Below are 21,487 nucleotides of genomic sequence, written 5' to 3'. Positions count from 1 at the left end.
AGCACCATATACATGAATATTGATGTCATCCTTGCTTTCACAATATAAATTACCCGCCACATGATGACGTCGATCGATGACGAGAACAGATTTACCGCGCTTATGCGCCTCATGAGCAAATACGGCACCGAACGGACCGGCCCCTACAACTAAATAATCGTATGTCATTAATACGCTCCCTTTCCCTTCACAACGGCCAATACCGTTTTTATCAAATATACAACATCAATCCACACGGACCAGTTATGTACATACCAGGAATCCATGAGAACCCGTTCTTCATAGGTGGTATCACTGCGACCACTGACCTGCCACACGCCGGTAATTCCCGGTGGCACAAGATAAAAATCATTGATATAGTCGCCGTATTTTACGATTTCATCTCGAACGATAGGACGCGGTCCTACAAGGCTCATATCGCCCATGAGAACATTCCATAGCTGCGGCAGTTCATCGAGGCTGGTCTTGCGCAGAAATTTACCGATTTTCGTAACGCGCGGATCATCCTTTAACTTGAAGTCCCGTTCCCATTCTTCACGGGCTTCCGGATGTTCTTTTAAATAGATTGCCAACGCTTCCTGCGCATTGGGAACCATAGATCTGAATTTATAGCAGAAAAATTCCTTGCCCCCCTGACCGACCCGTTTATGGCCGAACACGATAGGTCCCGGAGAATCGAGATAAATCAGCACCGCCACGACAGCGATAATCGGCAGGATCAGGATGCCGCCGCACACGGTGGCCATGATGTCAAAGATGCGTTTCATAATGCGGTTGGATTTGCGAGCCAAATTGTTCTGCACACGCAATACGACAGCCTGTTCCTCCATCATACCGCGAGCCGAAATATTGCTGGCCGGCAAGCCGAACAGCTCCGGTACGAAGGCCACACGTTTAACGAGTAATTGTAGCCGATTGACCAAAGATACCAGTTTCTTTGACTCGAGACCGGGAGCACAGATGAGAACCGTTTGAACCCCCGTATCTTTAATAACATCTTCTACATCATCGAATGTGCCGAGACATTCATACTCCGCCGCTATACTGGCGGATTTCGGATTATCGTCTACAAAGCCGATAATCTTATACGTTGAAATCGGCATACGATCGAAAGCCTTTTTCACGAGCTCCGCCGTCTTACCGGCACCGACCAGTAACACGGGAATATTTAGATACCCCAAATAGGATAATGCTTTGCCGATAAAAAATCTGAAAAGATATACAAACAATAAGATACATATATAGGCAAACCCTACAAATAATCTTGATACATCATTTGTAACATGCCCCGTATACATCAGCACGATAGACACCACAACGCTGATAGTGATACTGCGAAAAATAGCCTTAATTGTATCCCAATACGGTGCAGCAACGGAATATGCGTTATTCAACAGCAAAACAAAGAGAAATATAGCAGGAATAACAGCATATACATAGATATCTTCCATCTTAAAATTAGATTGAAGCGGTATGTATGTAAACGACAGGCGCAGATAATACGCACTCAAAATCCCCAATACGATGCCTATATAATCAAAACAGGCCAATATAAATTTGCTGATTACTAGGTGATAGTTTTTATAATTCCCCATTTATAAAACCTCAGATAATAATAAAAGGCTGTTTTCTCCACTAACACTCAGTAAGAAAACAACCTTCTTTCTTTACAACCAGAATATACTAACAATTATTCACATTGTACCATATTTAGTGGCATAAAACCATGAAGAATATAGATTTTATCTACGTTTTATATTTAATTTTTATTATTTTCAAGATATTCTGATTTAGCCTGTATACTCAGTTGAACCATAAGTCCCATGACCACCCAGAATATACGAATCCCTGAAGAGTTACCCCATGTATAATCTATAGATCCGAACAGAAATAAGTAACTGATAAATCCTATAATAATCGATAGATCATAAGGATTTATATGACGTATATAATTTTTTAATGAACGATAAATAACAAACCATGAAAAACCCAGAAATCCAAATAATCCCAATATTCCGGATTCCGTCATAATCTGCAACATATTATTATGAGAGTGGGCCAAATCTTGCGTCTCCTCGGTCAACTTATATCGTTCACGATATATTTGTTGCCACAATCCGGGACCCACACCGATAAGAAAATGATCTTTAATAATTTTCTTATCCGATTCCCATACATACAGACGCCCTAAATTTGAACCATCCGTAGTCGTATTGAAAGTGCTCTTAAAACGATCTACATAATCCTGATGCTGACTGAAAGTGTATCCGATTCCCACAATCATAATAATAAGCAACAAAATATACTTCACATTGACCAGACAATATCTAAGAGTAATTAGTATCCCGTTAAAACCGTTAAATAACCATGAACCTCGGCTTTGATTTCCCCACATACCGAACACTATCGATAATGATGAAAATATAGCGGATACACGCACATACCACGGCATTTGTTTATCAAACAGAACAATCATGGTAAGAGGAAATGCAAAGGTCAATAACATGGCTAGGCCCATGACGGATCCTCTAAAGACACCGCCCGAGCGTCCGTCATGAGTATTATATTCCATATAATATTGTCCAAAAGCGGATAGTGAATCAATGGCCATATATATAAAAAATACCATTAATAATGCATATAATTTGCGTTTATCTTTTATAAATAAAAAAATCGGTACTAATATAAAGGCTTTCCAGATCCATATATTAAAAAAATATTTAATTGTGATTTCCATATGATCATTCATCAAAACGGACGGCAGCACGCATAGAATCATCCCCGCATAAGCCCATGCATATTGCCGTATAACAAGTGATACAGATATATCACGTCTCATATATATCCATGTTATCACCGTCATCAGTAGAATCAGACTATATATAAAATTTCCAAATGCCATAGATGACCGCGTCGTACAGATCATGATTGAAATCAGTGCGGTCAATACTATTTCATAATTATTCAAAACCCAAGATTTCATACTAACACCCTTTATGTCCCATTATGGCAATTAATCTTTCAGCTATATACTATCATAATAATTACCATCTCCATGTAATCATATATTTATTTTACTATACTCTCCATATGTTGTTGTATTTCCCGTTCATACTGATCGAGTAATTCATATCTCTTACGATATTGACTGCGCTTTTGGGACTTAATCTCTTCAATAGGCTTTCTATATTCCTCTAAAGGAATTTTGTAAAAGCGCTCATCATCACAAATCTGTCCCCCCGATTCCTGCCATAACGGATCCAACTTCGCCACCTTCGCACGATGCCCCCGTACCAAGTGCGTATTAGCGTAAAAACCTTCATCCGAAACTGCATAAATAGACTGTACCTTACATATATTTGCAATATGGCGCAACAAGAACATAATAAAATTCTTAGGACGATAACCGAACATCTTTTTCGTTACAATCTTAGCATTATCAAGCCCATCTTTATATCCCTGAACAGTACCGATCCACATCGCGGGCTCCCCGCCAAAGCCCTTACCGAACCTAAAGTTAGCATGATATATCCCTTGGTGCTCCAGTGTAAGCAATAACGTCAAAAGCCCTTCTTTTCGCTGCCCTGCACCATAATATAAGCGCGCCTCCATATCGGGGTCTTCCGACTCCCATACGACAAAGCCCCGTTTCATACGGCTTACATCATCATAAAAATTATCTTTATCCACAGAGTACATTTCACGAATGGCCTCATCTGTAAATATGGATTTTATGTAATCAAAATGGTCGATGACAGCCTGCAAACGCTCCTGCGGAGTAGAACTTTTAAACAGGAAAAATCGTGTCATAAGCTCAAATAAACCAACTTGATGCTTCAATAGTGTCGGATCCGGCTCATACTTTGAGAAATACTCTTCAAGAATGTTTATTTCTCGTTTATTACGAATCGAACGCATCGTATGAAGGAATGTACGTCTGGTTTCCCTCCAACTATGATTATCATAAATCTTACGACCTCGCTGCCATTGTGTCTGTATATATGAAAACATATTACACTCCTACAGATATAATTTATCATTCACATTATCTATCAAATTATTTTCTTATAACTTATAGATTATATTATATATGAATTACAATCAATCATACTAAATATCCTAATGTATATCATCAATAATACTTAATAATTCATCCACTACACGAGATATGGTAAATTTCGTTTCTACCGTATGACGAGCCTTAATTATAATTCGGGACTGATATTCTGTATGCTTCATTACATAGTTCATACAATGAATTAAAGCATCTACATCTAACGGATCAACAATATACCCTGATTCTCCATGTTCTATCATTTCTCTCTGTGCTCCGCTACCGCTGGAAATCACCGGTACACCGCAATACATAGCTTCACATATAACAAGACCGAACGCTTCACGAGTTATAGTAGGCAGTACAAGACAATCCATCTGTTCATATACAGGCACCATATCCGACTTAAATCCCACATACTGAACGTATCTGTCCATCCCGCTTTTTCTGATGTACGACAACATGTGTTTAATCTGTTTATCCGTACCGTCACCGCAAATGATAAGGGTACTCTTCGGATTCTGTCCATGAATATGTTTCATCGCATCCAATAATACATATAGACCTTTATGTTCTGTAATCCGACCAACAAATCCAAATGTTTCAATCGGTCTATGTAAATGACTTTCAAATGGTGCCATACCCGAAAAACGATCAGGATTAATACCATTATAAACAATATGATACTTGTCGGTATCCTTAATAACCGGCGTCATAAGTTCATCATAAACAAGTTTTGATACACAGACAAACGCATCTACCTGTGCATTAATCCATCTATGATATATATCGGATTTACCTGACACCAAATTATGCTTAATAAATACTAGCTTAGCCCCTGTAAGCCGTTTCAACGCAATACAGAACAGGATGTACTTACCCGAATGACATATGATAGTGTCTATATTATTATCTTTTACCTGTTTAACAACGGTATTCAAAGATAAAAAACCTTTAAATGTATATAAATTTGCAGTCATCACATACCCAACTTGAGCATAACGGGATTGCATATCTAGATTTGATTGATCCACTAAAATATACGAAGATCTATGTCGTTGTTGTAATTGTTGGCAAATATCATATACATATTGTTCACCACCGCCCCAGAGCTTAGCGCCTACAACATTTAAAATCGACATAAATTTCTCCCTGAATACAAACTAAAAACACAAATACATCATCTATTGATACATATTAAATATATCTTAAAACATATTAGATAGCTATTCAAATCTTATCAGATATATTATTAAATACCAGTACGAAGTGCATCAATAAACTTGCTATCAATATCATTATCAATACTATTATGACTCAAATAAACTGTCTTCATGATTAATGAGCCACATAGTCAATAGCGTCCAATCACGGGCATCATCAGCATGATTATCAACAGGTCGTATAGGCCGTACCGGTTTATGCGTAGGTATATTACTTTCACCGTAATCCATGCGCACATCCCCCATCATATCTGCTGTAATCCATTGATACGGTGTTACAAGGGGCTGCGGTTGTTCTTCAAACAATGACGGGACAATGGAGTAGTATTCAAATCCGGCCGGTGCCACGGCTTCAATAATCGTCGGCATGAGACTCATATGGGTACCCACAGACGCCGTGATTACATTCTTTTTGAAAGAAGGATGTTGTAACAATCCTACCGTACAGAATGTATCCCTCAATGTATAGTCTCGTTGAATCAATGATGTATTATTTAACGCCCCGAATAAATTTGAATGATCGCCGGTAACAACAAATAAACTGTCTGGATACGCTTTTTTCATAACGTCCACAAAATGAAATATAGCCTTATCACTATATCGATATGTGGCCAATTCTTTATTGCGTTTCTTATCAGACCTTAAATCGGCCCCTACATTCGGCATAACCTGTTGAGGATTATAATCCAATAAGGAATCCTCTATTTTATAAGGCCCATGATTTGATGTCGTATAGATAAAATGAAATGTCGGTTCATCGATAGACTTAATTTGTTTCGCTACAGATTCTAAAAAAACATGATCATATACACCAACCCATGTTTTAGGTGCATCAGGGCCGCAAAATATAGATGCACTCTCAACACGATCAAAACCTTGCGCCTCTCCGAAGTGATTAAAATTGCCATATGATGCATTACCGCCATACCAGTAAATCGTACGGTACCCTAACCGCTTCATCTGATTTGCCAAGGACGTAGGTAGTGGTCCCCGCCAAAAAGCTTCCCGTTCATTGATTTCCATTCCTGCATCATACACTCCTGATAACAAACTTACAATGGACGGACGTGATACATTACCAGCCGGTAAAAAATTCTCAACCTGTACAGTTGTGGGGTCATCTTTAAAACGCCATAAACCGGGACATATATTGAGATCCTTGTAAGGCTCATCAATAGACCACTGAGGAATACTTTCACCAACAATAAAGAATATATGTTTCGGTTTCGCGATGTGTGACCCCTTTGCAATACGTTTGAAAGCATGTAAAGGTGTCGGCAAATCTTGCCATCTATTTTTGAATTCACCAGGCACAATGCGATCAATAGCATCACGAATATCCTCATCCGATGCTTTATATTCATCACGAAGAGGTCGTTTATAAACCGTTTCTAGTGCACATAAATCAGGTACTGTAGCACGAGCAAAAAATATATCCTCTTTTACAACCGTAGGAATCGTATCCCATTCAGGTTTATCATCATGAGACAATGTACCGCCATAGCGGAACCAATAAAAACCAAGTACCGATGCAATAACTAGAAATAGATTCCAAACAATAACCATCCAGGTATCATGTAAATGAGGATACGAAACAGATGGCAATGAAAGAAATAAATATCCCATATACCAGGATATAACCGCCACGGGAATAAATCCTAACAACACTAAGGCCCCTCTGTCCTGATTAAAAAACACATCGATCAGATTATGTTTTTCCGCATGTCTCCCATAATGAACCATATAATTATAGATATCATGAAAATGTTTGTAAAAAATCATTTTGCCTGCAAAAGCAGCATATAATATGCAGGAATATATAGTTAATCCTACTAATCGCACAGTATCCTCAACTTGATGATACACATCAAACCACAAGGCAGGAATCGTAATACAAATTAAAGGAATTAAAAATACATAAGCATCAAAATCCATTCCCCACCAAAAACCATAACGAATAGCACCGAGAACCGATTTCCAACGACCTTTCCAGGAAGGATATGGATTATAAACAATCATAAAAATTAATCGAAATAAAGTACTTAATATAGGTGCCCATAACATTAACTTTATATTCTGTTGTAAGGATAGAAAAAATTGTTCACTCATTTGATCTTTACCACTTATATTACAAGAACAATATCTCCCCCTTAGTATTTTTAATTACGACATATTAAAATACTACTTATAATTGTCCATTAAATTTATTTAAATAATATAGTTTTACATATTTTGTCATAGTATACATCATATGATACACAGATAATAAAAATCCGATTTTTCCATCTAAAATACCACGCTGTAAAATATATATCTTAAAAAAGGCCCACATAGGTCGTACTATAATATCTCCCAAAAAATTACAAGATTTTCCCTGTTCTTTATACTTATTAGCTGCCGCTGTTGTATATTTATTAAATTTATCAAAAAACTGATGCCAATTATCATACGTATAATGATATAATTTACCGCTTAATATACTTTGAGGATAAGGACTGATAAAAGTTTCGTGAACAGCCCCCTCCACCGTAGCACCATCTCTAGGCATCAAGCGTAATACTTTATCCGGTCTCACCACACCATGAGTCGCCTTATTATGATGAAACAAATTGAATCGCCTCAACCAATACGCTCGTAGTTCCCCCTGCACTGCTTTTCGAATATCAGCTGCCAACTCCGGTGATACCCGTTCATCAGAATCAATAAACAGAATCCAGTTACCATGCGCTTGAGAAATACCGAAGCGCCGTTGTTGAGACCAGTCGCCGTTCAATGAATGGCATATAACTGTCGCCCCTAAATCCGTAGCCAACGAAACGGTACAATCCGTACTTCCATCATCAATAACCAATATTTCATCTGCGAATTGGACACTCTTAATACATTCTGCGATATGTTGTTCTTCATTACGAGCCAAAATAATTGCTGTAACAGTATTCATAACTATAACCCTTAATAAAATACCCTTACTTCTTGATAGATTCCAATATATACATGGCATGTCCGTATAACTTGGAAATCCACGGTGCATGTAATGCGCCGTATAATAGTAACCTATACTTAAAACCTATAAACGGTCTGTCCTGTGCCAGTTCCTCGTGCCGCAAATAGTTCATCATATGATAAATCTGCTCCGTATGCAACTCGGGTCTGGCAAAATCTAAACCAATACCACTTACAGCACTACGAATAGCCCGATATCTGCAATATTCAGAAAAACTGTGCAGTCCAATTTCATCCGCCAATGGCTGTCTATATAAGTAAGAACAAAATAATCCATATTTTGATTTAGAGCTCCAATTACTGGTAATTGAATTCTCATTATCGCAATTATAAAAATATAATGACTTATTCAGATAATATACAGATGTTATATTCTTAAATACTAACGGCATAATTAATAGATCTTCAAAATCCGTATTTTCCTGTAACCGTACGGATTCCCAGACAAAACGTTTAAAAAATTTATTACATAAATAATTAGGGATAGTATCTTCAATCAATGCTCTGTATACCGTATCTCTATCCTTCAACAAGGAAGGATTCATGGATACAGGATTGATACGTCCGCCTTTTACAATAGAAATATTAAAAATAACTGCATCCGCATTATGAGTTTGAATCGCCTGTACACAATCTTCCACATAGGTATGACTCACATAATCGTCTCCATCAACGAATCCTATATAAGCACCTTCTGCAACAGTAAGACCGTCATTACGTGTACAACTGACACCCTGATTATGTTCATGATGTATGACCTTAATTCGACAATCCTCTTTTGCATAATTATCACAAATGCGACCACTACTATCTGGTGAAGCATCTTCAATTAATATGATTTCTATATTAGGATAGGTTTGTTGTTGCAAACTTTCAATACATTTACTTATATAATCTTCCGCCTTATATACAGGGATAATAATAGAAACAAGAGGTAACCCGTTCATTACATTCCTTCCTTATATTTATACGATTGTGCATCTCTATATAAGCTTTTATAATATCTCTTCACACGTAAATACCGATACCGATTAACCAGATTTGACCATTTTTTTCTCATCAATTCTATACACGTTCCCTTTCGCATGGTTATTTCACACCATATAGGTTGACGATTATGCTCTACCCGTAATAAAACAGGCCCTTGTCGCAACACATTCCTCAATACGTGTTGCATATCCATCTGCGATGTCAATTGACCATTTATAAACCAGGTATAATCCTTCTGTATCCGATTTCGTGATGTAAAACCGTCCGTATATAAATCAATATGCGGTATACTTTCACCTGGAAAAATAACCCAGTCATACATAAATTGATTATTTCCCAAGATATGACAATACGTATCTATAGGAACCGATTCATGTAATTCAATTTCTGAAAGTCCCGAAAACGTATCTACATATTTAGTTATCTTTAATTCTAACCATGTCGTATGAACAGGTTGATTAAATATAATACGTATGATTCCATCACAATATTCCACATCATCACTACAAAAACTATCAGATCTGTCCTCTGTCCTGATAAGCACTTCCTGAATGGATCTCGTATTAAAATCGGATTCAGACTCATAATTCCGAAGTACATCACTCGTATATAAAACAATATACACTATTGTTTTAGACGTAGAAAACGTAAAACGTACCGTCGGTTGGGAATCTGACGGCATCCACATAAACTTTGAGGTATCTACAATCTCATTATTCAAATGTTCTTGATAAAACCATATACCGTCATTTATATACGTACCGTCCCCGGAAGATACGGTAACAACGGCCTCCCTTGCCAAATTATACACAAATCGCTCCCAAAATACCTGATCGCCATTGATCAATCTTGAGCCACGTTTATAACCTTCCTGACTTGCATGAGCGGCCATTCCTTTAAATATTGGGTTATCCACCAGATTCATATCCCTACAATCATACGGTACAGGAATCCGTAATCGATGATTCCACACTAAAGTAGGATTACCTGTACTATTACCGACAGAATTTATCGCTTTTTTATTAACTACTGTCGATATCAGATGATTATTATAATAATCATCTATCGTTTCATAGCCCGTCGCATAAGCGAATGCTTTCAACAGCTTAGGTTTATATTCGGACTGTTCTGTTACTAATAATGATACTGCCTTATCGACAGCCAATGAACATAGTCGATGATCTCTATGAGTATCATAATCGGTAGCGATAATCATATGAGGTGTATTCGCCACAATAACATCATATATCACCTGAATGAGAGATTCATAAGTATACGATTTCGGTTCTCCCTCATATTGGGTAGAAAAATCCTGAACTATCCCATCACCATGTGTATACGTTATACCGAATCCATCAGCATATAAGTGACTTGGATTAGATATATCATTCATTACATGATCAGGAAATCCTAAAAATATAATATCCTCCTGAGGAATCCCCATTTCCCGGGCCATTCTGTATGTATCATTAAAACGAATCGAACTTCTATATTCATAATCACCATTCGTTATAAAAACAATAATAACCCGTAACCCCTCTTGTTTAGCACCATATATAGTAGCACCGGCCATATTCATTTCATCGTCTTCATGAGGAACGATGACCATTAATGTATTACCACCTACCCATTGACGATATGTAAAACTAGATTGCTCCATATCAATACCCTTTCAGCTAGTATCGATTAAGTACTAAACAAAATATATACTATTTTACTCAATGCTATTCCCGTGCTTGATTCTCCATGCCGCCAGTTCCCGCATAGTCCTGATCACATCTCCGTATGCCGCCGGCATCTGTGAGTTTTGTTCCGATACCTTACCGTTATTATCAAGCCATAGACGATGATTAAAGACAAACTGTTCCTGACTGAACAGGCTCGGCACCATCGCTTCATAAGTCTGTCCTTTACGACCTGCGAGCTCAGCCAGTGTCGGAATAATCTGGATGCTCATGCCGAACACATTCGGTGCAAGCCAGTCTTTATGAATGCCGCGACCGTAAAAAATAATCGGTATCGTAGACGCCACATTCGGTCCCACATCATGAGCAAAGTTAAAACGCTCGCTATGATCGCCGGTGATGACGAACAGCGCCGTCGGATCCTGCTGCTCTTCGCGATTGATAAATTCGCCCATCACATGATCGGCGTACCAGATATGACCCATTTCATTTAACTGTTTATCCGTTTCAGCGATGGAATCCGGCAAATGACCCTTAACCTTATTGACATCGAAGCCTTCCTTTGCCACATCCACATTATATGGCGGATGATTCGACGTGGTCATGATGACATTGATGATTTTTTCGCCCCGGTGCTGATCCATATAGTCGGAAATAGCCTTAAACAGGTATTTATCCGCCACGCCCCACGCATTTCCTTCATCGCTAGGGATCTCGGACGCATCGTGGAATTCATCAAAACCTTGGGATAAAACAAAATTCTTCACGTTCTGCCACGTGCTGAATCCGCCGTACCAGAACACCGTCTTGTATCCCAGTTTCTTCATGACAGGACCGATACCGAGACCGTAAGACTGCACAAAGCTTTGATTTTCATAGTTCGGATACAATCCCGTGTCGGGCATCCCCGTCAACAGTCCGTTAATGGCCGGCATCGTGCCCGTTCCCTGAGCCAACGCCAGATGTGTACTCATCGCCTGAGGACTGGCCGCATATTTTCTGCCCTGTTCGACCAGATATGCGCCCGGTTCGTTATATTCAGGCAAAAACGGCCATAATCCATAGGATTCACCGAGAATGACGTTAATCGAACGCGGCTGTTCCTGTAATCGCTGCTGAGTCACCGTTTTTGTGAAAGCCGCATCAAATGTACTGCCGTCCGGCTTTCCGCCGATGGCCTTGATTTTTTCATTCAGCTCCGCCGGCATCAAGTTGATGACCTCAAGCTCCGCCGTTCGTTTAGCGATACTTTTAACACGATACAGCGCCTGTACATCGTCGAGAATCGTTTCATTCAACAAATTGGAATTGAGGCGCGCCGCACTTTCCCAGTTAATGGATTTCGTATAGCTGAAAGCCCCGCCGAATCGAAACGTCAGAAATACAAGTCCGAAAACGAGGAAAAGTCCTATTCCCGTCAGATATTGTGAAATCTTTGTTTTCGGAATCCACTGTATCGTAACGGGACGCAACACCCGATTCAATAACCGGCATAAAATACCGCTTACAATGAGGGCACCGATGAGGTACGGAATAGCGTGATATTCATTAACAGCCGTATTAATGATGGCATACGCATCATCATTCTTGCCGTTAATGAGCATAGCATTGTAAGATGAATTAAAGATTGTATAAAACGGAATTCGCCCAAAAAATAGTAATGTCAGTAAAACGACGGCGATAGAAGAAATGATTTTCTTGATTTTTAATGACGGCCATTTCGGTACAAAGGTGTGCACCAAAGTGCCCACCACAAAGCTCAATAAACAAAGGGCGCCCACCGTCTTCAGACTCAACCGAAATCCGAGCCACAACGACATCAGCACATCATGCATCGATACCGTCGCCAGCTGTGACTGAAATTTAATGAGAAATACGATTCTAAATACGGTTAACAATAGGGAGAAGAATATAAAAATCTTGATCTCATCCGCTATACCCTGAAATAATCTCTGCCATCGGCTCATATCGTAACCTTTCTATTACTCGTATCTCAACTCATCAAACTCTATAATCATGCATCATAGGGGGTACTTCTTACACTTATTCCCCCTGCACCGCTTACATTTTCCGCAGCCGCGGTCGATAGTTCCGGCACCTGTCGTTTTAGTATTCAAAGACCGCGAAACTATCGCTTTTACTTTTTTTCGCCCTTACCGTCCTTCTTAGATTTATCCTTGTCACCCTTAGACTTGAATTTTTCATCCTTGGATTTTTTGTCTTTGGACTTAAATATATCGTCTTTGAATGTGAATTTTTTGTCTTTGGATTTTTTAGATTTGTCCTTCTTCGACTTATCTTTCTTGTCCTTTTTATCCTTGGACTTCTCATCCTTGGACTTTTTCAACTTGTCTTTTTTATCTTTATTCTTTTTATCTTTCTTATCTTTTTCTTTTTTATCCTTCGATTTCTTGAATTTTCCGTCAGTACCGTTAATGCGGGCCCATTCTTTATCAACACGCTTCAACTGTTTTTTGATGAGCTTTTCCAGCTTCTTTTGACCCTTCTTTCTATCCATATCGGATTTACCGAACAACAGGGCATTTACCGCCGTGAAAGGATCAATGGATACATCATCATCTGACTCGTCTTCCGAATCGGTTTTCTTAAAATCGCTATTCCCATCATATGATCCATCTGCATCAAATGTATTAGTATTATCTTCGTCATCGAAATTAGAACTATCTTCGTCATCGAAATTTGATTTTTTATGCTCTGATAGAGAGGATTTGTTTTCTTTGAAAGCATCCGCAGAATCATGTACATGTTTTGTCTCCAACGATTCCACACCTTGCAACGGCTCCGCGTGCATATGCTCTATGGATGCTTCATCCAAATCATCCATATCGGCGTTTTTTTCGATACTTTCACCGGCACCTGTAAACAAACCGCCCATCGCATGAAGTTCATTCAATTTGATGTGATTCACGCCCACCGTCGTATCATGTTGAAGCGGCACATCCTCGAGCTGCACCTCTTCCATAGCGTACGCATCGTGATGATTATTGACGCCTTTGCCGATACCATGAGCTACGCCGCCATCATCGTAAGCATGTCCCACGACATCACCGAACAGATCCTGTTCCAGCGATTCGTACGTGTGAAGCAGCGCCATCCGGTTCTGCACCTCATCGATCTGATTCCACAGATCAACCAAGGTGGACGTATAATAAACGCGCTCCTTAACCTCCAGATAAGCCTGATATACGATAGCCAATTCGGTTTCGTTGAGCCCTTCTTCAGTACCGATTTCCTCAATCATCTGCTGAATCTGCTGATCTCTGTCATAGCGTTTGATCAGCGCCTTGCGAATTCGTTCAATCAATGTCGTAGTGATGAGTTCCATAGGTACCTCCTCTGCTCTATATTCAGTCTTACACATTTCAATAATGCATACGAATTAATGTACAGAACATTGAAAATCTAAATCAATTTTATAATCTCTAATATAGTATTATAGCAGAATTTACGCGGTTTTTCCTCTATAAAATGAATAAAACCCCGGCCGCGACATGATTTCCAGTTGCCTGTGAAAGTCAATGTATCATGGTCGCGCCGAGGTATTCATAAATGCAGTTAATTTATAAAATCTATATCCATTAAACTTGTGTAATCATACAGTCTTTAGCCTTACATAATCCTTACATAATATAGTATTTAAGTTTACGCAGTCCTATTAAAATAAATTCACCCTATAGACGAGTATCTTTTCCTTTTCGTCCGGTTCCTGAAACAGATCGCTGCAGTCGATGGATGCTTCCTTCTCCAATCGCACATGATTATTCAAAAAGTTCTCCACCTCTTCATTTACATAGTAAAAGAATAGCTGAATGTTACGTGGATGATGATATACGGAATCAAAGATATTACATAACACGCGCTTAATCGTATGCAGCGCAAAGGGATTAAAGAAAAAGCAGCAGTCCGCTACATCAGGCAACTCATAGGTGGCCGCATCACCGAGGACAAAAGACACGCGATTTCGAGCCGCCGGACTTTCAGAATTTTTCAACGCCTTAAGGTACAGACGTTCATCGTATTCGATGCCGATGGATCGGCACCCCGTCTGATAAGCCATGAAGATACCGACCCGACCCTTGCCGCTGCCGTAGTCGATCAATGTATGTTTTTTACGGATATAACCGCTGTTCGCAAGCCGTTCGAGAACACAGTAATCCGTCGCCTCATAGGGATGATGCTCGCCGTCGGACCGGCTGTCATCGCGGCCGGAGGTTTTAATAGCGAGTAATTGTTCCCATTCCTGTTCAGATGTTGACATAGATATACTCCTTTTGTAATATTATCCTATATTTTTGGTTTTATAAAAACTATTTTATGGATAATCTCTTTAGATTCATATAGATACAAAGGCACCTCTAAGGGGTGCTTTTACCATTATATAAACATCTATCTATACTTATATGATATACTAAAGGTATTATTTCGATTTGAATCATACAAAAGGAGTCCCAAATGGACAGTGATCTGACCTTAGATTTTATAATTATCATCGTATTAATCATCGCGAACGGCTTGTTTTCCATGACCGAGCTGGCCATCGTCAACGCCAAAAAGCGCCGCCTGGAAGAAATGGCGGAGGCCGGTAACGAGCGTGCCAAAAAGGCCTTTGAATTGTCGGAGAGCCCGAACGAAATGTTTTCCACCATTCAAATCGGCATCACCCTCGTCGGCATCCTGACCGGTCTGTATTCGGGCGCCACCTTCTCGGGACCGCTAGAGGAATTACTGAAAAATTCCATACCGGCCATCGCGGACTATGCCGCATCGATCAGCTCCTTCATCATCGTAGCGATCATCACCTACCTGTCACTTGTGATCGGCGAACTGGTACCGAAACGACTCGCTTTAAACAGCCCCGAATCCATCGCCGTCATCGTGGCGAAACCGATTTACTGGCTGTCCGTGGCACTGAAACCAATCGTCAGCTTTCTCGGCATCTCGACGGAATTTTTGTTGAAAGTACTGGGCGTCACCGTGAAAGAAGAGGCGCCTGTAACGGAATCCGAAATCAACAAGATGCTCACCGAAGGCGTCGCCATGGGGGCTTATGAAGAAGAGGAACCGATTCTCGTAGAAAACATCTTTCACCTGGCCGATATGAACGCCGGCGATATCATGACGCCGCGCACACAGCTCAAATGGATTGACCTGAACGGCACGGATGATGAAATCATGGAGGTCCTCAAAAACGCGAACCAATATCGCATCCCCGTCGGTACCGACTCTTTGGATGAACTGAAAGGTCTCGTAACCGTATCGGACGTGTTGGTACAGATCATGCAGCGACCTAACGATTCCATTTCAATTCACGATATCATTAAATCATGTCTGAAAGAACCGCTACTCGTACCGGAATCCATTACGCTCATGAAGTTGCTTAAACTGCTCCGCACGGAAGGCGTTCACGAAACCATCGTTCTCGATGAATACGGCGGCTTCAGCGGTCTCGTCACACTGCACGACATCATGGAGGAAATCGTAGGCCTCATGCCGTCCGGCGAGGAGGAAATCAAGGAAGAGGAAAACCGCATCATCGAGCGCGAAGACGGTACATGGCTCATAGACGGCCTGCTCGACGTGGACGAATTCAAAGAATTCTTTCACATCGACACGGAATTACCGGGCGAGGAAAAAGATTTGTACAAAACCATGGGCGGTCTCTTGAATGTTCTGTTCGGACGCATTCCGAAGGAACTGGACAAGGTCAAATGGAACGGCTACACCTTTGAAGTCATCGACATGGATAATACGCGGATCGACAAGATCCTCGTCACCTATGAAGAACCCGTTGTGGAACAGACAGAAGAATAATCAGATAATCCTTATAACGATTCGATACCCTCTAAAGTTAGAGTTTATTTTCTATCTTTAGAGGGTATTTTTAAATTAATTAATTTTATGCCACCTATAATATTAGAGGCTATTTCAACTTCCAATCGTAACTCAACATATAATTTACACATCAGTTTAGTTATAAATACAATTATAGTTATAGAATTCCTTTACACTTACTGGAATTTTTCCACTATATATAGTATTATTTAATTGTATAAAATATAAAATCTGTACCTATTTCAGCTATTCTGGTACTTAACGATGAAATACATTATCATATGTACTCCTTATAGAATGTATAAACGTACTACTGATTTCGGGAAATACTATTTCTGAAAATACTAAGGGCTAATATAATGATACTTTCACATGAAATAGCTATAGACGGGATAAAGGAGAGATTCTATGAATCAAAGAGTCATGTCAATGATAGCCGCCATCATGATAGGGGCGACCCTCATCAGCGGTTGCGGCTCAGAAAAACAGACAGATGAAGCGAGTCTAAAGGTCCGCACCATTACCATCGGCGAAGAAAGCGGCACTACCGGCGCCGGATATTCCGGTACCGTTCACAATCGGACGGAAACCAATCTGGCCTTTCAGATCGGAGGGCGCGTTATCAACAAATTTGCCAGCGTAGGCGATCAGGTAGAGGCCGGTCAGGTCATCGCTCAGATCAACGGCGCCGATACGGCATCGCAGGTACAAAATGCGGAGGGCGCCGTAAAAGCGGCTCAATCGGCTTATGACCTGGCGAATACAAATGCAAAGCGATACCGCGAACTGTACGCCCAGCAGGCGATCAGCAAATTGCAGCTGGATCAGGCGGAAAATCAGTTAAACGCCTCGGCGGCTCAACTACAACAGGCGCAAGCCAGCCTCAACTTGAGCAGCAATCAGGACAGCTATACTAACTTGATCGCCCCCGATACGGGCATCATCACGAGCCTCACCATCGAACCGGGTCAGGTCGTAGCAGCGGGCCAACAGGTGGGCATATTGGCGGCCGGTCATGAGCCGGAGGCGGTCATCTCCATTCCTGAACAGGAACTCAACACCGTCCACGTGGGCAGTCCTGCAACGATTACATTCTGGGCGCTTCCTGACGTAAAAGTACAGGGCGTCGTTCGCGAAATTTCTCCTGTTCCGGATCCTGTAGCGCGAACCTATACGGTAAAAATTTCCTTGCAGAATCCTCCGGACTCGGTACAGCTGGGCATGACGATCAACGCAAATCTGACATCCGCGGATTCAACGCATCTAACCATTCCTTTGACGGCGTTGGTAAAAGATTCGTCCGGCAATAATGCGGTATATATCATACGGGACAATAAGGCTCATCTCGTACCGATTAAAACCGGTGAATTCGGTTCGAATTCGGTTATCGTCACATCGGGCCTCTCGAAGGGCGACATCGTCATCACCGCCGGTACTCAGCAATTACAAGAAGGGACGGCGGTTAGTCAATGAAGAAATTTAATCTAGCCGAATGGGCCTTAAAACATAAATCCATCATCTATTACTTCATGGCTGTATTACTCACATTCGGTGTCTTCTCATTCACCCATATGGGACGCATGGAGGATCCGGACTTTACGATGCGCACCATGGTGGTCGGCGTCGCCTGGCCGGGGGCTTCCCCGCAGGAGATGTCCGATCAGGTAACGGATAAATTGGAGGAAAAACTGCGCGATTTACCGGGACTGGACTATACGAAATCTTTCACGGACGGCAGCAAATCCGTCATCTATATCAATCTGAAAGAAGATTTACCGTCCAATCAGATTCGTCCCGCCTGGGAAGAAGCGCGCAACATGATCAACGACGAATGGAAGTCATTGCCGGCAGGCGTACAGGGTCCGACCATCAATGACCGCTTCGATGATGTTTACGGCATCATCTACGCCATCAGCGGTGACGAATATTCGTACGAAGAAAAACGTAAACAGGCGGAAGATCTGAAACGTCAGCTGTTATCCGTGCCGAATGTAAAGAAAATCAGCCTCATCGGCGTACAGCAACAGACGTTGAACGTCACCATCAACAAGGATAAGCTCGCATCCTATCAGGTGAGCACACAGCAATTTTTGACCGCCCTGAAACAGCAGAGCATGATGGTTCCGGCCGGTACGATTACGACGGATACGAATAATGTGTACCTTCGCATAAACGGTCTCTTCGACAGTCCGCAGGCGGTACGGGACATGCCGATACGCGTCAATAATCAGACATTGCGTCTCGGCGATATGGCGGACGTGACCATGACCTATCAGGACCCGAGCGATCCGCAGTTCTACTACGAAGGCAAACCGGCCATCGGTATCGCCATCTCCATGGATGCAGGGGCGAACAACATCGAATTCGGCGAAGCCATCGATAAAAAATTGGCTGAACTGAAGAAAACCATTCCTGCCGGTCTCGAACTCGATCAGGTATCGAATCAGCCACACATCGTGAAGGAATCCATCGGCGATTTCTCGCAATCTCTATTCGAAGCCATCGCCATCGTACTGCTCGTCAGCTTTGCGTCCCTGGGACTTCGTACGGGCATCGTCGTGGCCCTCACCATTCCGGTTGTCGTGTCCACCACGTTCATCCTGATGTATGAAAACGGCATCTACTTACACAAAGTAAGTCTCGGCGCCCTCATCCTGGCTCTGGGGCTTCTCGTGGACGATGCGATCATCGTCGTGGAAATGATGAACGTTAAGCTCGAAGAGGGTTGGGGTCACTTCAAGGCGGCCACCTTCGCATACCAGTCGACGGCATTTCCTATGCTGTCGGGGACGCTCATTACATGTGCCGGCTTCTTGCCGTTAGCCCTTGCACAGGGGATGGTGGCGGAATTCACGAAATCCCTGTCCATCGTAGTCTTCATGGCGCTTATTCTATCCTGGTTCGCCTCCGTTCTCGTAAGTCCTGTACTGGGATATAAAATCATCGAAACAAAGGCGCCGAAGCCTGAGTCGGAATGGTCCAGACGCGACCATATCATGCACAAGATGAAAATCACCTTCAACGATAAATTCGAACGACTCCTCCATTGGTCCCTCGACCATCACAAGGCGGTCCTCGGCATTACGTTGATTGCTTTCATACTTTCACTCGTTTCATTCCCTCTCATCAAACAGGAATTTTTCCCGTCCTCCACGCGGAATGAAATCGTCGTATCCATGCAGTTCCCGCAGAGTTCGTCCATCGAATACACGGCGAGCCAGGCGAAAATCATCGACAAGCATTTGCAGGATAATGAACATATTTCGACATTCGCATCCTACGTGGGCCAAGGATCCCCTCGATTCGTGCTCACATTGGAACCTGAACTGCAACGGAATAATTTTCTCCAATATGTGATCGTCACGAAATCCTTAGAGGACCGGGATAAATTATACAGCGAGTTGACCTCATATCTGAACGAACAATTCCCGTCAGCCCTCGTAAATACACAATTCCTGCAAATCGGCCCGCCATCGAAATATCCGGTCATGCTGCGCGTATCCGGACCCGATCAGGCCAAGGTGAAAGAAATCGCCAATACCGTGAAAGCACGGATGCAGGAGGACAAGGATTTACATAATATAGCCTTCGACTGGCCCGATACGGAGCCGGTCGCCAACGTGCATATCGATCCGAATAAGGCGCGTCTGCTCGGCATCGACAGCTATTCCGTATCCTTGCATCTGCAAAGCTTATTATCGGGTACGAAGTCCGGTGAATATTATGAAGGTAATCAAACAATTCCGATTACATTCCGATTAGGTGACAATGCACAGCACAATTTAAGTGCTCTTTCATCATTGCCTATTCAAACGGGAAGCGGTAATTACGTACCGCTCAGCCAAATCGCAACGATTACGATGACCCAGGAGGACGGTATCATCTGGCATCGCAACATGATGCCGACCATCAGCGTACACGCCAATGTGAAAGAAGGCGTTCTCGGCAATGCGAAAACGAATGAAATCTATAAGCAATTAAAGGATATTCGTGACAGCTTGCCTGCAGGGTATTCCATCGACCTCGACGGCTCCGCGGAAAAGAGCGTTACGGCGGTAGACAAATTACTGGTACCGATGCCAATCATGCTTTTTGTGATCATGACGATTCTCATGTTCCAATTGAAGAGAATTCCGCTCATGTTCATGGCTCTATTAACGGCTCCGCTCGGACTCATCGGCGTCGTAGTGGCCCTCAACATTACGAGAACACCGCTCGGCTTTATGGCCATTCTGGGCATCATCGCGCTGTCGGGCATGATCATTCGGAACTCCATCATCCTGCTCGATCAAATCGAGATTCACAAAGCAGAAGGACAGGAACCGCGTGAAGCAATCATCAGCTCCGCAACACTTCGGTTCCGCCCTATCATGCTCACCGCCATTGCGGCTATCATGGGCATGATTCCCCTCATGGGGTCCGTTTTCTGGAGCCCTCTTGCCATCGCCTTCAGCGGCGGCCTGCTCGTCGCAACAGTACTGACACTCATCGTACTGCCTGTGATGTATGCAACTTGGTACAAAATAGAATAAATCTATAGGCTCGTTCTATTAATATAGAGCGGGCCTATTTTATTACTATATTTTTATAATTAACAACAAAAAGAAAGCTATATCACCCTCTCGCTCCATTCTACGTAAGTCGCTCGCTGATGATATAGCTTTCTTTTTACATTACAT

15 protein-coding genes are annotated in these 21,487 nt (G+C 41.8%); 3 read left to right on the top strand and 12 right to left on the bottom strand.

All coding sequences use genetic code 11. The features are described from left to right. The 12 genes from HMPREF1521_RS08905 to HMPREF1521_RS07385 all read right to left on the bottom strand — a co-directional run. A partial coding sequence (locus HMPREF1521_RS08905) for an NAD(P)-binding protein (protein ID WP_156924917.1) occupies positions 1-168 on the bottom strand: 168 nt, incomplete at its 3' end. Further along, positions 168-1,595 carry an undecaprenyl-phosphate galactose phosphotransferase WbaP gene (wbaP, locus tag HMPREF1521_RS07435; protein ID WP_038117624.1) on the bottom strand — a complete coding sequence of 476 codons (1,428 nt, stop codon included), beginning with the start codon at positions 1,593-1,595 and terminating at the stop codon, positions 168-170. The genes wbaP and HMPREF1521_RS08905, both read right to left, overlap by 1 nt. A 164-nt stretch (positions 1,596-1,759) precedes the next feature. Further along, positions 1,760-2,839, bottom strand: a complete 1,080-nt coding sequence (locus HMPREF1521_RS07430) for an O-antigen ligase (RefSeq protein WP_232203202.1) — start codon at positions 2,837-2,839, stop codon at positions 1,760-1,762. 230 nt (positions 2,840-3,069) lie between these two features. Beyond that, on the bottom strand, positions 3,070-4,011 hold the full coding sequence (locus HMPREF1521_RS07425; RefSeq protein WP_038117620.1) for a DUF535 family protein: 942 nt from the start codon (positions 4,009-4,011) through the stop codon (positions 3,070-3,072). A gap of 108 nt (positions 4,012-4,119) precedes the next feature. Continuing rightward, positions 4,120-5,196, bottom strand: coding sequence for a glycosyltransferase family 4 protein (locus HMPREF1521_RS07420; RefSeq protein ID WP_038117619.1), 1,077 nt, complete (start codon positions 5,194-5,196; stop codon positions 4,120-4,122). Positions 5,197-5,364: 168 nt separating this feature from the next. Further along, the gene (locus HMPREF1521_RS07415; protein WP_038117617.1) at positions 5,365-7,386 is read right to left on the bottom strand and encodes an LTA synthase family protein; all 2,022 of its coding nucleotides are present in this window, start codon (positions 7,384-7,386) and stop codon (positions 5,365-5,367) included. 76 nt (positions 7,387-7,462) lie between these two features. Continuing rightward, positions 7,463-8,218 (bottom strand): glycosyltransferase family 2 protein, encoded by a 756-nt coding sequence (locus HMPREF1521_RS07410; RefSeq protein WP_038117616.1) that lies wholly within the window; start codon positions 8,216-8,218, stop codon positions 7,463-7,465. 25 nt (positions 8,219-8,243) lie between these two features. Beyond that, entirely contained in the window at positions 8,244-9,227 is a 984-nt protein-coding gene (locus HMPREF1521_RS08840; RefSeq protein WP_051435774.1) for a glycosyltransferase family 2 protein, read from the bottom strand. Continuing rightward, a complete protein-coding gene (locus tag HMPREF1521_RS07400; RefSeq protein ID WP_038117615.1) occupies positions 9,227-10,930 on the bottom strand; it encodes a PIG-L family deacetylase in 1,704 nt (567 codons plus the stop codon). The genes HMPREF1521_RS08840 and HMPREF1521_RS07400 overlap by 1 nt, the downstream gene beginning before the upstream one ends. Before the next feature lie 54 nt (positions 10,931-10,984). After that, positions 10,985-12,922: an LTA synthase family protein gene (locus HMPREF1521_RS07395; protein WP_038117614.1), complete on the bottom strand. Its 1,938-nt coding sequence runs from the start codon at positions 12,920-12,922 to the stop codon at positions 10,985-10,987. 170 nt (positions 12,923-13,092) lie between these two features. Beyond that, positions 13,093-14,301, bottom strand: coding sequence for a hypothetical protein (locus HMPREF1521_RS07390; RefSeq protein ID WP_038117613.1), 1,209 nt, complete (start codon positions 14,299-14,301; stop codon positions 13,093-13,095). Between the two features lie 330 nt (positions 14,302-14,631). Beyond that, positions 14,632-15,234, bottom strand: coding sequence for a class I SAM-dependent methyltransferase (locus tag HMPREF1521_RS07385; RefSeq protein WP_038117612.1), 603 nt, complete (start codon positions 15,232-15,234; stop codon positions 14,632-14,634). A gap of 194 nt (positions 15,235-15,428) precedes the next feature. Between HMPREF1521_RS07385 and HMPREF1521_RS07380 the strand changes: the two genes are divergently transcribed. From HMPREF1521_RS07380 to HMPREF1521_RS07370, 3 genes are all read left to right on the top strand, one after another. Then, on the top strand, positions 15,429-16,787 hold the full coding sequence (locus HMPREF1521_RS07380) for a hemolysin family protein (protein WP_038117611.1): 1,359 nt from the start codon (positions 15,429-15,431) through the stop codon (positions 16,785-16,787). 429 nt (positions 16,788-17,216) lie between these two features. Further along, positions 17,217-18,281: an efflux RND transporter periplasmic adaptor subunit gene (locus HMPREF1521_RS07375; RefSeq protein ID WP_038117609.1), complete on the top strand. Its 1,065-nt coding sequence runs from the start codon at positions 17,217-17,219 to the stop codon at positions 18,279-18,281. Continuing rightward, positions 18,278-21,340, top strand: coding sequence for an efflux RND transporter permease subunit (locus HMPREF1521_RS07370; RefSeq protein ID WP_038117607.1), 3,063 nt, complete (start codon positions 18,278-18,280; stop codon positions 21,338-21,340). The genes HMPREF1521_RS07375 and HMPREF1521_RS07370 overlap by 4 nt, the downstream gene beginning before the upstream one ends. Positions 21,341-21,487 lie beyond the last annotated feature (147 nt).

Source organism: Veillonella sp. AS16, assembly GCF_000517785.1.
GTDB lineage: Bacteria > Bacillota > Negativicutes > Veillonellales > Veillonellaceae > Veillonella > Veillonella denticariosi.
This window is presented reverse-complemented; position numbering and strand designations above follow the sequence as displayed.